General features: G+C 40.3%; 14 protein-coding genes. 6 read left to right on the top strand and 8 right to left on the bottom strand.

Translation table 11 applies throughout. From position 1 onward, the window contains the following. Positions 1-48: 48 nt before the first annotated feature. From spoT to RM552_RS15935, 3 genes are all read right to left on the bottom strand, one after another. Complete coding sequence (gene spoT / locus RM552_RS15945; RefSeq protein ID WP_311369870.1) at positions 49-2,160, bottom strand: bifunctional GTP diphosphokinase/guanosine-3',5'-bis pyrophosphate 3'-pyrophosphohydrolase; 2,112 nt, start codon at positions 2,158-2,160, stop codon at positions 49-51. A gap of 161 nt (positions 2,161-2,321) precedes the next feature. Next, positions 2,322-2,594, bottom strand: a complete 273-nt coding sequence (rpoZ, locus tag RM552_RS15940; protein WP_311369869.1) for a DNA-directed RNA polymerase subunit omega — start codon at positions 2,592-2,594, stop codon at positions 2,322-2,324. A 92-nt stretch (positions 2,595-2,686) separates the two neighbouring features. Continuing rightward, positions 2,687-3,166 (bottom strand): hypothetical protein, encoded by a 480-nt coding sequence (locus RM552_RS15935; RefSeq protein ID WP_311369868.1) that lies wholly within the window; start codon positions 3,164-3,166, stop codon positions 2,687-2,689. 179 nt (positions 3,167-3,345) lie between these two features. On the opposite strand from RM552_RS15935, the gene RM552_RS15930 reads away from it, so the two are divergent. The 4 genes from RM552_RS15930 to RM552_RS15915 are packed head-to-tail and all read left to right on the top strand — an operon-like array spanning position 3,346 to position 8,938. Beyond that, positions 3,346-4,926, top strand: a complete 1,581-nt coding sequence (locus RM552_RS15930) for an acyl-CoA carboxylase subunit beta (RefSeq protein ID WP_311369867.1) — start codon at positions 3,346-3,348, stop codon at positions 4,924-4,926. Positions 4,927-4,933: 7 nt separating this feature from the next. Next, the gene (locus RM552_RS15925; protein ID WP_311369866.1) at positions 4,934-6,247 is read left to right on the top strand and encodes a purine-cytosine permease family protein; all 1,314 of its coding nucleotides are present in this window, start codon (positions 4,934-4,936) and stop codon (positions 6,245-6,247) included. After that, complete coding sequence (locus RM552_RS15920; RefSeq protein ID WP_311369865.1) at positions 6,244-7,821, top strand: hydantoinase/oxoprolinase N-terminal domain-containing protein; 1,578 nt, start codon at positions 6,244-6,246, stop codon at positions 7,819-7,821. The genes RM552_RS15925 and RM552_RS15920 overlap by 4 nt, the downstream gene beginning before the upstream one ends. Beyond that, entirely contained in the window at positions 7,811-8,938 is a 1,128-nt protein-coding gene (locus RM552_RS15915; RefSeq protein WP_311369864.1) for an S-methyl thiohydantoin desulfurase family protein, read from the top strand. Before RM552_RS15920 ends, RM552_RS15915 begins: the two co-directional genes overlap by 11 nt. 51 nt (positions 8,939-8,989) lie before the next feature. Here the strand turns inward: RM552_RS15915 and RM552_RS15910 are convergent, their stop codons facing one another. Together RM552_RS15910 and RM552_RS15905 are read right to left on the bottom strand one after the other, a co-directional pair. Continuing rightward, positions 8,990-9,463 carry a hypothetical protein gene (locus tag RM552_RS15910; protein ID WP_311369863.1) on the bottom strand — a complete coding sequence of 158 codons (474 nt, stop codon included), beginning with the start codon at positions 9,461-9,463 and terminating at the stop codon, positions 8,990-8,992. 29 nt (positions 9,464-9,492) lie between these two features. Then, positions 9,493-9,939 carry a YHS domain-containing (seleno)protein gene (locus RM552_RS15905; RefSeq protein ID WP_311369862.1) on the bottom strand — a complete coding sequence of 149 codons (447 nt, stop codon included), beginning with the start codon at positions 9,937-9,939 and terminating at the stop codon, positions 9,493-9,495. Positions 9,940-10,152: 213 nt separating this feature from the next. Here RM552_RS15905 and RM552_RS15900 point away from each other — a divergent pair, with 213 nt between their 5' ends. Continuing rightward, on the top strand, positions 10,153-10,722 hold the full coding sequence (locus RM552_RS15900; RefSeq protein ID WP_311369861.1) for a TetR/AcrR family transcriptional regulator: 570 nt from the start codon (positions 10,153-10,155) through the stop codon (positions 10,720-10,722). 2 nt (positions 10,723-10,724) lie between these two features. On the opposite strand, the gene RM552_RS15895 is transcribed toward RM552_RS15900, so the two are convergent. Further along, entirely contained in the window at positions 10,725-12,152 is a 1,428-nt protein-coding gene (locus tag RM552_RS15895; RefSeq protein WP_311369860.1) for a cytochrome-c peroxidase, read from the bottom strand. Positions 12,153-12,630: 478 nt separating this feature from the next. Here RM552_RS15895 and RM552_RS15890 point away from each other — a divergent pair, with 478 nt between their 5' ends. After that, entirely contained in the window at positions 12,631-13,332 is a 702-nt protein-coding gene (locus RM552_RS15890) for a PEP-CTERM sorting domain-containing protein (protein ID WP_311369859.1), read from the top strand. 68 nt (positions 13,333-13,400) lie between these two features. On the opposite strand, the gene RM552_RS15885 is transcribed toward RM552_RS15890, so the two are convergent. Both RM552_RS15885 and RM552_RS15880 read right to left on the bottom strand, forming a co-directional pair. Then, positions 13,401-14,666, bottom strand: a complete 1,266-nt coding sequence (locus RM552_RS15885; RefSeq protein WP_311369858.1) for a DUF1835 domain-containing protein — start codon at positions 14,664-14,666, stop codon at positions 13,401-13,403. 361 nt (positions 14,667-15,027) lie between these two features. Next, on the bottom strand, positions 15,028-15,306 hold the full coding sequence (locus RM552_RS15880) for a hypothetical protein (RefSeq protein ID WP_311369857.1): 279 nt from the start codon (positions 15,304-15,306) through the stop codon (positions 15,028-15,030). Positions 15,307-15,354 lie beyond the last annotated feature (48 nt).

Genomic DNA, 15,354 nt, shown 5'->3' with positions numbered 1-15,354 from the left:
TCACGCTAGTTAAATTTATGAATGGCCGCTAGGACCTCTTATTATAGACTACTTATGTTTAGTTTGACTGTGTCTGGATACTTTTTGAAGTTCTGGTAATGTTCTTATTTTTCGCATTATATTGGCAAAATGGTCTCGATTTCGAGTACTTAGTTCAATATCTATAGCAAGATGACCGTCGTCTTTTTCTTGTGTTTGCAAATGAATAATAGTCGAATCACTTGCCGCAATGGCTGCTGTCAACGATGCTAGCGTACCTTGCTGATTAATCGTTTCTACCCGTAAAGCCGCTTTAAAATCACCGTGGGCATCTTCATCCCATTCCATTGGTAGAACGCGTTGCGGTTCTTCCTTCGACAGTTTACGAATATTATTACAACCAATTTGATGAATTACCACACCTCGACCAGGACTTAGAATAGCCACTATTTCATCGTCTGGGATAGGATGGCAACAACGAGAAAAGTGCACCATTAAGCCTTCGGTTCCGCGTATAGCAACTGTCCCTTTTTTCTCGCCAAGCTCTGGGCTTTCACCCACTAAACGCCGCGCAATCATTGCGCTTATTTCATTACCCATGCCAATATTAGAAAGTAGCTCTTCAAAGCTAGAATATTTGGTATCTTCAACAACTCGCTGAATTTCCGACTCTTCTATTTCGTCTAACTTTTTGGTACCCAATGCATGACGCAACAATCGATTGCCCATACTTATAGCGTCGTTTGCATGTTGTCTTTTTAAGTAATGACGGATATTAGAGCGCGCTCTTGCACTCACAACAAAATTAAGCCAGTTGGCATTTGGTTTTGCCCTTGGCGAAGTAATAATTTCTATGCTTTGTCCATTTTCGAGAGTGGCACTTAATGGGTAATTTTTATTATCTACTCTGGCTCCCACACAGGTGTTACCCACATCTGAATGCACGGCATAGGCAAAATCAACCGCAGTTGAACCAGTAGGTAATTCAACAATTTTGCCCTTGGGCGAAAATACATAAATTTCATCGGGAAATAAGTCTGATTTAACCGTTTCGATAAACTCTACAGACGTACTTGCTCGTTGTTGTAACTCTACTAAAGACTGCATCCACTGCTGTGCTCGCATTTGTGATGTATTGCTTTTATCGCCATTTTCTTTATACAACCAATGAGCAGCAACACCTTTGTCGGCAAGATGGTCCATGTCTTCTGTTCTAATTTGCACTTCAAGCGGAATACCGTGTAAACCTTTAAGCGAAGTATGCAGCGATTGATATCCGTTAGTGCGAGGTATTGCAACGTAGTCTTTAAATCTATTTTCAATTGGTTTATATAAACCATGCATGGCACCGAGTACTCGGTAACAGTTATCAATATTGTCTACTATTATCCTGAACCCATAGATGTCCATTACTTCAGTAAATGACAATTCTTTATTTCGCATTTTGCTATAAATTGAATACAGGTGTTTTTCACGCCCAACCACTCTGCCACTAATTTGATATTCATTTAGGCGGTTTTCTAACTCTTGTTGAGTGCGCTCAATAATTTCTTTGCGATTCCCACGCGCCTGAGCAACCGCGCTCTTTAACGCTCTGTGGCGCAAAGGGTACATAGCCTCAAAGCCCAAGTCTTCGAGTTCGTTTTTAATATCGTGTATACCTAAACGGTGTGCTAATGGTGAATAGATCTCTAAGGTTTCTAACGCTATTCGGCGGCGTTTGTCGGGCCTAAGTGCGCCTAAAGTCCGCATATTATGAGTACGGTCGGCTAACTTTATCAGAATAACCCGAATATCTTGGACCATTGCCATTAGCATTTTACGAAAGTTTTCAGCTTGAGCCTCTTGCTTGGAGCCAAACTTTAATTTATCGAGTTTACTTACACCTTCAACTAATTCAGCCACGGTTTCACCGAAGGCTAAACTTAAGTCTTCTTTGGTATATTCAGTGTCTTCAATAACATCATGTAATAATGCAGCCATTAAAGTTTCGTAGTCGAGCTTCATGTCAGCAAGAATGCCGCCAACTGCCACCGGATGAGTAATATAAGGGTCGCCACTTGAACGAGTTTGACCATCGTGTGCATCACGCGCAAGCACATATGCTGCGCGCACATAATCGACTTGTTTCTTCGACAAGTAAGTGCTTATTTTTGCTTCAAGCCCCTCAAATAAATACACAGATTTCGTTTCAACTAATTCATTAAAGTATTAGGCTTAGAATACGGGTATTTTTGCGCATTGCAAACACAAAAACACCGATAATTATCGGCGTTGTAAATAAATTTTATATTGAGGTCAAAGGCCTTAGTTTAAAAGACCTTTAAAGCGCATGATTTAGCTTAGTTGTTTGCTAAGATACTCGCTACCGAAGCAAATTCTGCAGCTTCTTGTTCGCGTTGATCTTGAAGTTCGGTTTGCTCTACAGTTTCTGCAGTCACCAAACCTTGTTCAATTTCGCGCAATGCAACTACGGTTGATTTATCGTTTGTAGTCTCAACGAGCGGGTCTTTACCCTCTATCGCAATTTGACGAGCACGTTTTGCTGCCACTAGTACAAGGTCAAAACGGTTACCAATTTGATCAACTGCATCTTCAACTGTTACACGTGCCATTAATAGCTCCGAAAAATAAGTGTTATACGAAAAACGGTCGCGAAGTATAAAGTAAATCGCATTAACAATATAGTCTAAATCTCAATTTAAGCCTATAAAGATGAGAATAAACCACCAATTATTGTAATAACTAGGCCTAACACTAAAAAACCAAGGTAGATTGCAACAAAAATACCGACAAATTTCCAAAACGACTTTTGATATCTTAAAGCATGAGTAACGTCTTCTAGCGTGCGAGAGGTGTCCGCTTGTTTTATTGCATTTGCATATTTATATAACCAATATGGTGGGATAGCGCTTATTGCAGCAAATATAAGATATAAAAAACCGACTCCAACACCAACTCCGCCAGCAAAACCATCAGCATCTGAACCAAAAATAGCAGACATTCCAATCATCATAAATATCGCAACAATGATAATTAAGCCGGCCGATATCAAACCTAAAATAGAACACAACATTACCCAAGGCTTTGTTTGTAGCAATGGTGTTAACAACTCGTCTATATTGCCCGTTGCAGAACCCTCTGCAGTGGGTGCCTCATATGCTTCTTCAAATACATCATTTGACATAATCGTTTTTCCTTATTTTACGCTTTTTGGCGTATTTATTTTTTTATCCTGATTAAGCGGCTAGTACGAGTGTATCATTGACGTAAAAAAAGTAAAACGCGGACAAACAGCGGTAGACCCTAGTAAAAAATCCAGTAGCTTCTATAATCGATATTCAAATAAAAATTACCATGTAACATATGAATAAAAACCTGCACCCAAAAAACGCGCCATCCAATGAGCCATCAACGCCACATAAAACAAATCAGCAGGCTGAGCTGGAACTCACAGAACGTTTAAATAATACGTTTGACAAAAACAGACCTTCACAGACTAAAAAACGGCATGCCAAAGGGTTTAACACGGCTCGTGAGAATTTAGCTAAAATGTGTAAAACCGGACGCTTTATTGAATATGGTCAAATGGCAGTTGCTGCGCAGCGCCAACGTAAAAGCTATCAAGATTTACAAACAGAAACAGCTGCAGACGGCGTAATTACCGGAATTGGTAAGGTTAATGAAAGCACTATTAATTGTACAAACGAATCTTCAAAACATTCCACGGCCTTAATAATCAATGATTATTCAGTGTTAGCGGGTACTCAAGGATACTTTCACCATGCCAAACTTGACCGTATTATCGAGATAGCCGAATCTCAAAAATTACCAGTTATTATGTTTACGGAAGGCGGTGGTGGTCGACCGGGTGATACTGACATTACCACTGTCATATCAGGCTTGCAGTGTACCACTTTTAGCAGATGGGCCGGGTTAGCTGGTATTGTACCTCGAATTACCATTAACAATGGATATTGTTTTGCCGGAAATGCCGCATTGTTTGGCAGTGGCGACATTACTATAGCGACTCAAAGTTCGAACATAGGCATGGCAGGACCGGCTATGATTGAAGGTGGAGGCCTCGGCAAATACACCCCATCTGATATTGGTCCAATTGATATTCAAGCGGCTAATGGTGTTATAGATATTGTTGCTCAAAACGAAAATCATGCGATCGAGATTGCGCAGTTTTGTCTTGGCTTTTTTCAAGGTGACTCAAAACAGTGGCAAGCGCCTAAAACCAAGCTAATACAAGAAGCACTGCCAAGTGACCGCCGATATACATACAGTATATACAAGGTCATAGAGGCTATTGTTGATGTCAGCAGCTTTATTGAAATAGGTGCTCACAATGGCGGTGCAATCTGTAATGGTTTTGCACGGATCAATGGTTGTCCAATAGGAATTATTGCTAATAATTCAAAAGTGTTAGGCGGTGCGATCGATGTGGCTGCTGCGCAAAAATTAACGCGTTTTTTAACCTTGTGTAATCAATTTTCGATTCCTATTCTCTCCTTAGTCGATACGCCAGGGTTTATGGTTGGCCCAGCTCATGAGCAACTTGGCGCTGTTCGACATTTAACATCGTTGTTTACGGTCGGCGCCACACTCACGGTGCCATTAGTCGCCATAGTGCTGCGTAAGTGCTATGGTCTTGGTGCACAAGCAATGCTAGGAGGAAGCACAGAAAACCCAAGTTATATGGTGTCATGGCCCACCGGTGAGTTTGGTGCAATGGGCTTAGAAGGTGCGGTCAAATTGGGCTTCAAAACTGAACTAGAAAGCCTCGTTGATGCTGATGAGCGACAAGCGCTTTTTGAAAAATTACTCGCCCAACAATATGAAAAAGGTAAAGCAATTGAAGTCGCCAGCGTGTTAGAACTCGATGCCGTTATTTACGCAGCTGAAACACGCAAAACGATTGTTGCTGCCTTAGGATTTTAATTACACTATGACTGAACATAACGAATTTGATGCCAATGCCATTCCACAATCAAAGCGAATTGCTTGGCCAAGAATAGCCGCGGTTTCAGCAATGGTCAGCTTCTCTTTGCCTACCTTTATAACCGGACTTGAGATTGGCCAAGGATTGCCTGTATCACAAGCCCTTTGGGCAATTTTGATCGGTTCAATAATATTGACACTTATTGGCGGGATTATGGGGGCTATTGGCGCAAAAACTGGATTAAGTTCTTATTTATTAGTGCGCATAGCCTTTGGTAATAAAGGTGCAGGGCTGGTAAATATCGCGTTTGCTGTTTCGCTTATAGGTTGGTTTGGCGTTAATTTGGATTTGTTTTCGTATGCTGTTATCAAATTAGCTGAGGCTAAATTCGCGATTCAATTGAGTGCTTGGCCAATAGAAATCGGTGCTGGTATTTTGATGATTGTCACCACGATTTATGGCTTTAAAGCCATCAATATTTTGGCTACCTTATTGGTGCCTATTTTAGCCGTAGTTACCGCACTAATGGCATATCAAGCCGGCTTACAATTAGGTGTGACCGAATATTTGAGTCTTGAAAAAACATCTACGCTAAGTTTAGACGACGGAATCGCCGCAATCGTTGGTGCAATTATCATCGGTACCATAATACTTCCCGACATTACACGTTTTGCAAAACACTGGAAAGGCGGTGTATACACCGCTATTTGGGCCTATTTGATAATCGAACTAATCGTATTTTTAATAGCCGGTTATGCAAGCGTAGCCATGCAGCAACCAGAAATACTTGACTTAATGCTAGCGCTTGGCATTGGTGCATCTGCATTTTTTATCGTAATTGGGAGCAGTTGGGTGTTAAATTCGCTCAATCTATACAGTACCGTTTTAAGTGTTGAAGCCACATATAAAAAGTTTAAGGGTGCAACTCTTACCACGGTATTAGGCGCAATTGGTGTCGTAGCCGCGTTTTTCAATATTCTTGATTTCTTTATCGACTTTTTGGTTTTTTTAGCCGCTATATTCGTGCCCGTTGCCGGCATTATTATCATGGATTATTTAGTCGTAAATCGTGACCGCTACACCGCTGAAACACTCAATGATAATGTATCAGTATCAATACCTGCATTTATTGCCTGGCTGTTGGCTTGCATCCCATCAGCTTTTGCTTTGCCATTTTCAGTCACGCAAATAAACGTGCTAGACGCGATTTTATTGGCCTCTCTGAGCTACTTCATTTTGGCAAAATTACCCGCCCTTCAGTATACTAAAAAACAAACCCCCCTTAGCAATACGCATAGCATAAAGGACAGTACAAAGTGAGAATAGGTATTGATGTAGGCGGCACTCATACCGATGCGGTTTTGATAAACCATGACCAAATTTTGAGTCACAATAAATCCTTAACAACTGCTGACGTCACTACCGGCGTGCAAAATGCAATAGACAAACTTTTGCAAGACTCATTAATAAATGCGGACCAAATTGAAGCAGTCATGATAGGGACAACTCAATTCACTAATTCAGTCGTTGAACGCAAAAACTTAAGTAAAGTAGCAGCTATCCGTATTGCTTTGCCATCGGGTCAAGAGCTCAAACCAATGGCCGATTGGCCATCAGACATTGCTAGTGTTATTGGCGAAAATATCTATATGCTGGACGGGGGCTTTTTATACGATGGCTCACCCATTGCGCCGACAAATTCTGAACAAATACGCCTAATGATTGACTCTTTATTGAGCAAAAAAATAACATCGATAGCCATATCGTCCGCTTTTTCTCCTATGAATCCTGAACCAGAAATCGCTCTAGGTAAACAAATCCAAACCGCCATACCCGAGGCAAATATTACACTATCACATAAAATAGGCAGCCTTGGCATTCTAGAAAGAGAAAACGCAGCAATACTGAATGCTTCTCTGCTTGAGTTTGCTAACAAAGTTGTCGAAGCCTTTATTGAGGCGCTCGCTAAACGCAATATAAAGTGCCCAATGTATATAAGCCAGAACGATGGCACATTAATGAGTGCAGACTTTGTACGTCAATTTCCAGCACTGACTTTTGCTTCAGGACCGACAAATTCTTTGCGAGGTGCCAGTAAACTATCAGGTTTACAAGACGCAATAGTAGTGGATATTGGCGGAACGACTTCTGATATTGGTGTTTTGAATAATGGCTTCCCGCGGGAATCAAACAATATAATTAAAGTTGGCGGTGTCAGAACAAATTTTCGTATGCCCGATATTCAAGCAGTAGCATTAGGCGGTGGCACTTGCATTGATTTGTTAAGTAGCAGTAACGAATTGCGTATTGGTCCTCACTCCGTTGGGCATCGTTTAGTTGAAGACGGTCTGATATTCGGTGGCAATACGCTTACTGCCTCTGATATTGCGGTTGCCGCCGGACTGAGTGATATGGGTAACAAAAAAAATGTCTCTCATTTACCGTCAGACATAGTGCAAAAAGCGCTGTTACAAATGACGCAATTACTTGATGATAATATTGACATGATGAAGCCGAATAGCGAACCCATGCCCGTAATTTTAGTGGGTGGCGGCTCAATATTAGTGTCAGGAAACATAAAAGCCGCATCCAGTATTTTGCGCCCCGACTACGCAGGCGTAGCCAACGCAATTGGCGCCGCGATCGCACAAATAGGTGGCGAATCAGAAAGTATGTTGTCGTATCGGCAAATACCTCGCGACCAGGCAATTACACAGGTTACTCAGCAAGCCTCAGACCAAGCGATAAAAGCGGGCGCTAATCCAAGTAGTATCAAAGTGACCGATATCGAAGAAACTGCAATTCCCTACATGGACGAAGGAATGACAAAAATTAGGGTAAAAGTTGTTGGCGACATTGGCAAATGTTTTGAGGGAAACACTGATGACCTATGACACCACGGGTATTATTCAGGCAAGTGATTTAAATGAGCTTAGCTTAGGCTCCGTCTTTTTAGCTACAGGTGGCGGCGGAGACCCTTATGTACCCAAACTATTGGCTGAAAAAGTACTAGAGGAATATGGCTCAGCCAGATTAGTAAAAGTAACTGAGCTTGCAGATGATGCACATGTGGTCACCATTGGTTCAGTTGGTGCACCAACCGTAAGCTTAGAGTTATTGCCTAGCGTGGCTGAAATTCGCGACGCGTTGGAAGCATATGAAAAACATACGAATAAAAAAATAGATGCTTTAGTAAGTTTTGAAATAGGCGGAGGGAATTCACTGATCCCTATTATTGCTGCCGCTATTTACAACATTCCTGTTGTCGATGGCGACGGGATGGGGCGAGCCTTGCCAGAAGCGCAAATGATGACATATGCAATTGCAGGGGCCAAGCCTACGCCAGCAGTATCGGCTGACTATGAGGGTAATATAACGACTTATAGTGCACAAACAACTGCCACCTACGAGCGACATATTAGGGCTATGTCAATGGCATCTGGGGGAATGATCACTGCGGTTGAACACCCCATGACTGGCAAGTTCCTCAAAAGCGCAATCATTCCAGGGACTTTATCCTTTGCCATTGCCATAGGCAAAACCCTAAATGCCATTAGAGGCATAGCAACACTTGCACAAGCCCCCTTAAGCAACTTATTTGAGCGTTCAGAATATGGCGCGTGTCAGTTATTGTATTGCGGCAAAGTGAGTGACAAAGCAACCCGAATTATTGGCGGTTATGATATCGGCGAAGCGACCATCTCGAGTTTTGAAGAAAACCAAAACCCGCTAAGGATTAAAATAAAAAATGAATATTTACTGGCAAGTACAGCTGATGAAAACGGCATCGAAACATTAGTAGCTATGGTGCCCGACCTAATTGTTATTGTTGATTACGAAACAACGGTACCCATAAATGCAGAGCGTTTAAAGTACGGCCAACGAGTTGCTGTTTTTGCTGTAGAATGCCCCACTTTCTTCACAACTGAGCGGGCATTAGAGGCTGTGTCACCTCGATGTTTTGGTTTTGACACAGACTACATTCGACTAAGCCAGTTAAATAAACGTTAACTGTTTAAGCACCGTCAAATGCTAAATTATGCAAATGACGGCGCTTGGGTTCTAAGTGCTTTTTTTAACTAACAAGCCAAGCACTTCGTGTTTTGTAAGCCACATTAACACTGCAGAAACGACCCAAATCCCACAAGCTGAGGTGAACAACAAGCCGCCATCCCCTAATACGTCAACACCTAGAGGTGTAAATAAATGAAAGAAAATTGCCCCTGAAATAATACCAAAAGACATCGCCGCGCCAATTGGAATGAGGAATTTTTTAGCCGTAAATAGTCCTGCTAACATTACTAAAGATGCGATTAATTCACTTGTTCCAATCACATATGCATTAAATATACCTGGTGGTAAGAATAGACCTTCTATGCCAAATGATTCAAATGCCCAATCATTTAAGGTACCGAAAATATGTAAGGTTTCGGTAGAGTCAGTAAATTTAAACCTTAAGGCTTGTATGAATACAATGCTAATGTAAATGACCATCACTGCAATAACATTCTTCTTTGTTAGATATTTAGATAACATGAGGAGTCCTTTTTTATATTTTCATGGTTTTATTTTGTATTTAAATCTACTTTTTCTGGGTATATTCTGTCTGCTTCAGCAATAAAATAGTCCAAATCTTCATTGAACCGTTCAGCAACCCGCTTGCTGTAGTTTAAGTAAAGCTTACCTTTGTATATCTGAAAAGCGTCTTCATCAATGCTGACCAATTTGTCGTTAGCCATACCAAAGGCGCAGTATCCACCATATTGAGGCGCGTATTTTTCAGGATCAGCAACAAACAACGCTTTGTTTTCAGCGCTAACAAAATGCCATTGTGCTCCTCGCCACGTGTATACAAATTCGTCAATTCCCTTTCGAGCTTTGTTGTCTGTCCAATAAGCGACTGTGTCATATCCATAAATTGCTTTGTTATTAAAGGTGCCTGTTTCCACCGGCGCATTGGCAAAGGCAACGGTACTTGAAACTAATAATATTAATAAAGTAAATATGCGCATTTTATTTCCTTGTTCAGTTTGTATTGATAAATTGGTATTATCACATCGACAGTCATTAAAACTAAACTCAATGGTTTACTATGTCAACTCGTTTTATACCAGTTACATTGATATAACCGGCGAAGCAATTGAAAAATTTCAATTGCTTCAACATTTTTTTGTGAACCATTGTAAACTTTAAAGTTTACTTTATTTGTATATAGGATTATCGATATGCCACAACTATCCAAAAGAGAAGTCGTTATTGATAGCGCAATCGTCCTATTTAAGAAATTTGGCATCAATTCAACAGGTGTCGAGCATATAATCAAAGAAGCTAATGTCTCTAAAAAAACCCTCTATAATCACTTTAAAACAAAAGACGACCTTGTTTTGGCGTCTCTCAGAAAAGATGACGAAGTTGGTCGAAATGCGTTGATGCGTTATGCCGAACAAGCTTCAGATGATCCGAAACTTCAGATCTTAGCTATTTTCGACTTTTATAATCTATGGTTTAACAGCGCTAGTTTTAATGGATGTTTATTTACCAACTCTGCGGGTGAAATTTCTGAAGAAAATGCAGCTGGTAGACGGATATGTGCTGAACATAAAAGACTGATTCAGCAATACATTGAAAACCTTGCCATAAAAGCTGGTATTGAGAACCCTAAAGAGACTGCGCTAAAATTGAACCTATTGTTAGAGGGATCAATTGTGTATGCGTATGTGATGGATAAAAAAAGCGCGGCTTTAGAAGCAAAAAAGATTGCCGCGCTTTTTGTAACTGCTGATATAGAATCTTAAACCTAACAGCCCATATCTATTTTTGATTGCTCGTCCGCAACGGTGATACAGTTACCCGACGGCAGACTGTCTGGGACGTAGCGCTTTAAATTTGGATCGTGTAAAGCAGATTCTAAAAACACACTTAGGTCATTTATTTCCTCGTTGCTTAAGCCCAAGGGAACAAAACGATGATCAAGTGAACTAGCTGGAATGTCTTTTTGTGAAATAGCCGCATTTTTATATTCAACAACAGCTCTTATTGCAGAAAAAGAACCGCCATGACCAAACACATTAGTATCTGCTAGATTATATAAAGTTGGCACCTTAAACTGATAATTATCGCTTGGGTCACGCGTGAACCCCCCTCGACCTTGGCTAGTGGCGTCATCAACCGAACCCGTTACTGCGGGATCATTCCTTGAAAAATCATCGAAGCCGATAGCAAAGAAAATTTCGTCTTCAGTAGCACCCACATTTGAGCTAAGTGCTGGACCATTATGACAAGCTGAGCAATTTGCTTCACCAAAAAACAAGTTAGCTCCGCGTAACTCTTGCAAAGTCATCGCGTCATTGTCGCCCTTTAACCAAAGTTGGAAAGGAGATTGATTTGCCAATACCGTTCTTTCGTAGGCAGCAATTGCTTTTGAAACGTCTTCTTTTACGTCACTAGAACCATCTGGAAAAGCTTGTTCATATAAGCTTGCATATTCCGGGTTCATTTGAACTAAAGAATCTATTTCCGAATTAAGCCGATGTACTGTTTGCCCTGCAACGCCTTGAATTTCTAGGCCAGATAATTGTCTATTATTTTCTGCTTTTGGTGTGCCCGGTGTGGCTAATATTTCTCTATCAATACCAGCATTGACTATACCATTAATAGCATTACCAAATTGACCATTCCATAGCATGACGTCTTGATAAGCAGTATTGAGAATAGTGGGTGAGGTAACCGGCTGAACATCAGGCTTAAGATGAGGCTCGCTGGCATCCATTGAAAAACCGTTTGCTAACACTCGAGAAGCCCCATTGTTTGCAAAACCAGAGCCTCCTTCACCAATTCCTTGTTTAATACCTGACTTGAAGCCCGCATCTGCATGGTGACAACTGGCACAAGACCAAGTGCCTTGCATATTGCTATTAACCCCTGCCGTACTCAAACCAGTCTCATGAAACAGGAGCTTACCCAATTCTACCTTTTCGGCAGTAATTACGTTATTTGGATCTTGAGGAATATTGCTAAAATCATTACTTTCTGGCAATAAAAATGCATTTAAACCTTCACCTTGAGACACTTCCGAGATTAATTGTTTTAACTCATCAGAAGCGATTTGCTGAGGTGTTTGCGTGATTTCAGCTTGTTCAGTTTCTACAACCGTTATACCTTCACCGTTACACGCCGCGATGAATAATGCCGAGCTCAAAATAATAATGCGTGTTTTAACTACCATTGCCAATACCTTTTTTATTTACTAATACAGCGCTAGAATTTTCTAGCATTTATCCAACATGGTATGAGCTTTTTATATTTTTATTTCAATAGCTCACGTATAGCAATTACCGTGCCTATTTTATTTTCTTTAAATTACAACAACTTAAAATTTCAAATAGATCGATTGTAAAAATATCTGACGACATTATTTGAAACCGAATTTACTCTGGGAAGAGAATTACATATCCTCAAAATGAACATTCTACTCGCCGAATATAGTATGTGATGATGCAAACTTTAAGGTGAATTTGTTAGTTATCGATTTGTCAGCTAATTTTACAGCGTCATTTAAGGTTTCTATAAATCATTGTTTTTAATGTGCTTTTTAGTTGGCATGACAATTGCTTAAGGCTAATCTGTGAGCAGGTTGTTTATCACCTGTACAACTCAACGCTAATTTTAGCAAGTATTAAACTAGTCATTTTTGGAGTAAAAAAATGAAGACATGGAAAACTATTCTTTTAGGGTCATTATTCGCAGTAGCAACAAGCTCTCAAGCCGCCCTTTACACTTTTCAAACAAATCCAGGTGCAGGTGGTTCGTTAGGTGATCAAATTACTGATCTAGTAACAACTTATGACGATTTAAATGAACGATTCACTTTTGACGTTGATTTTTCTGGTACACAAGAAGTCGACGGATTCTGGTTGGTCGTAAACGCGGGTGGAAACCCTAAAAGCGCTGACGTAAATGAATTAGCGATTATATATGGCGACATGGAAACAGGTATTGCTAGTACTTATGCCTACAATGGTCAAAACAATGCAAACAGTATCAACACCCCAGGAATTTTGTTAGATACGACTACATTCTCAGCAGTAGAGGGTGGAGGATTTGAGTTAGATATGGACGTAAGCGGAATTAACAGCTGGAATACTGCTGATACTGCTGCAGACTACGCTGGTATTCAGTTCGATAGTTCTGTTGGTATTTGGTTCCATTACTCTACTGGGTCAAACTTTGGCTACACTAATGGTGATATCACATCTTACAGCTTTGCTCGTCAAGGTTGGTATGATGTAGGTAATAGAGCTACTGAAGAAGGTACTTCTCCTGTACAAGCTTCTTCACCTGCTACTATCGCTCTTGTAGGTTTAAGCTTACTAGCCCTTGGTATGCGTAGAAAAATCAGCAAGTAATTACACTAGCTGAACAAAACAAAAAGCCAATTGTTGCAAAACAATTGGCTTTTTTAATTTTACCTGTCTTATTCATTCGACCTTAAACTAGCTAAGGATTGATGATCCCAACTTAGCGAGTTATTTTTCTTTATAGCGGTTCCACCAAGCGAATATGATTGCTGAATATATTTTTTACCCGATAAACAAGCAATACCCTGTTCGGTGATACAAAAACGCTGCTCTTGCCAATGCTTATCCGAATCTTCAATAGTAAAAAAAGAGTGATCATTGCCGGCCAGTGGCAACATGAGTGCATAAAACATCATGTCTCCCAAAAATGGCAAAGGTTCATTTTCTTGGTACTCTTTAAACCATGTTTTCATTGAAACATTGTCGCCTAGTCGTTCCAACGCTTGCAAACCGAGGGTTTGTGTAAGGCGTAAACCCGTTTGTATATTTGGCAACTCTTGTAAATGCCGAAACAGGACATTTTTCATGTTAGGTAAACAGTCTAATTCATGATGATTAATAATATTGATTAACAAATCTGGTTTTGATGCTCTTAAGGCCTGCCAGCAAGTATTTGCCTGGCTTTGTAATTTTGCTGTTATTGGTTTGCGCAATTGCCAACAAGCGCGAATGGCTTCTGCCGGTAGTTGGCCAAAGCCAATAAACCTTTGGGTACCCGGAAAATTGTTTAGTTCGATAAGTTCTATCACCGTATTATCTTTTGATGAAAGCAATGCCAATGCACGTAAAAGCATAAATTGATCATAGCTATCATGTTCGACCCAAAAAACAAGTCTCTCAAATTTATCGTCTAATAGTATTTGTATGTTCTTTAATTCTGCTTGGATAATATGCTGAGCAGGTTTGCTAATACCCATTATTGGTATAAGTGTAGTTGCAACAAATTGAGCACGTTTTGCAATAAAGTCTTGGTCATTGGCAGAAATTGGCCCTATACATAAAGGGTCGATCAGTGGCAAAAATTCACCAACAAACCCACAAATTTTGAGTTGTCGTTGAATGTCGTGACCGCAGCGAATATGCAAGGTAGTTAGGTCTCTATCTAATGCATGTTCTTTGTTTTTAATTGCCTGTTTGTGTCGTTCTAGTTCCTCTATGTGCTGCTTAAGTTTTGGCCACGATGGCAAACCTAACTCACGTGCCAGCGCAAACTGGACATCGGCAAGTTGGATATTTTTCTTATCAATCGAATTAAAATGCGGATGGTAGTTTTGAATAAAAGATAATGCCTTTGCATCACCCTTTTGGATTAATTTCAGCCGTTTTTTTGCTGTTTTCTTTTGTTTCTCGAGACTAATCGAAAATTGATTCTTACTTTTCATTGAATACCCTTTTACAACTTCCACACTCGCCATAGATGAAGTTTAAAAGAAGGTAAAATTTAAATCCTGTAATAACAGGAAAAGTCTTTTCAAAAGCCCTGAACCGAGTTCTTTGTGCGAGTAATACAAGCGTTAGGCTAACGCTTGTAAAGACTAACTAGTAAACGCTGACATTGCAAACCAAGCAATAAAAAATGAAGATTCGATTTACTAAGCGAAATGTCAATTGCTACAGCTAGCCAAGCGGGACTGATTAACCGTGGGAATAGCATTATTTACTCGATGTAACTTGGCTACAAGATGCAAACTATGCACTGTCATTTGGTGTTAACAGCAATGTTTTATCCAAATATTATGGTGATCAACGGTGGTCATCAGCGTCTTCCCTTTCTTGCCTGATAATTGCATCCCGCTCGTTTATTGGTAGTAACTGCTGACTATATTCAGCATGAAAATCTTGTGCGGGACTGTAATCAAAATCACAATTATTTTCCATTCCAGGAAAGTTTGGACAGGCAACGACACCCTCTGAAGATTGCGTGGCTAGCTCATCACTTGTGGCGCATCCAGTCAAGAAAACGACCATAAAAGACAGAATGCAAAGACTTTTATTACAACGATTAATCGCAACATACTTCATAAATTATCCTTTTGACTCTGTCTGGTCCATATCATATGGCCGCATTCA

It is taken from the genome of Glaciecola petra (genome assembly GCF_031846345.1).
Taxonomy (GTDB): domain Bacteria; phylum Pseudomonadota; class Gammaproteobacteria; order Enterobacterales; family Alteromonadaceae; genus Glaciecola; species Glaciecola petra.
Note: the sequence above shows the minus strand (reverse complement) of the source record. Positions and strands in the feature narration are given on the sequence as shown.

Excerpts from the sequence above, each read along its gene's own strand:
- rpoZ (WP_311369869.1), bottom strand. The coding sequence starts at position 2,594 with ATGGCACGTGTAACAGTTGAAGATGCAGTTGATCAAATTGGTAACCGT.
- RM552_RS15935 (WP_311369868.1), bottom strand. The coding sequence starts at position 3,166 with ATGTCAAATGATGTATTTGAAGAAGCATATGAGGCACCCACTGCAGAG.
- RM552_RS15930 (WP_311369867.1), top strand. The coding sequence starts at position 3,346 with ATGAATAAAAACCTGCACCCAAAAAACGCGCCATCCAATGAGCCATCA.
- RM552_RS15925 (WP_311369866.1), top strand. The coding sequence starts at position 4,934 with ATGACTGAACATAACGAATTTGATGCCAATGCCATTCCACAATCAAAG.
- RM552_RS15915 (WP_311369864.1), top strand. The coding sequence starts at position 7,811 with ATGACCTATGACACCACGGGTATTATTCAGGCAAGTGATTTAAATGAG.
- RM552_RS15910 (WP_311369863.1), bottom strand. The coding sequence starts at position 9,463 with ATGTTATCTAAATATCTAACAAAGAAGAATGTTATTGCAGTGATGGTC.
- RM552_RS15905 (WP_311369862.1), bottom strand. The coding sequence starts at position 9,939 with ATGCGCATATTTACTTTATTAATATTATTAGTTTCAAGTACCGTTGCC.
- RM552_RS15900 (WP_311369861.1), top strand. The coding sequence starts at position 10,153 with ATGCCACAACTATCCAAAAGAGAAGTCGTTATTGATAGCGCAATCGTC.
- RM552_RS15895 (WP_311369860.1), bottom strand. The coding sequence starts at position 12,152 with ATGGTAGTTAAAACACGCATTATTATTTTGAGCTCGGCATTATTCATC.
- RM552_RS15890 (WP_311369859.1), top strand. The coding sequence starts at position 12,631 with ATGAAGACATGGAAAACTATTCTTTTAGGGTCATTATTCGCAGTAGCA.
- RM552_RS15885 (WP_311369858.1), bottom strand. The coding sequence starts at position 14,666 with ATGAAAAGTAAGAATCAATTTTCGATTAGTCTCGAGAAACAAAAGAAA.
- RM552_RS15880 (WP_311369857.1), bottom strand. The coding sequence starts at position 15,306 with ATGAAGTATGTTGCGATTAATCGTTGTAATAAAAGTCTTTGCATTCTG.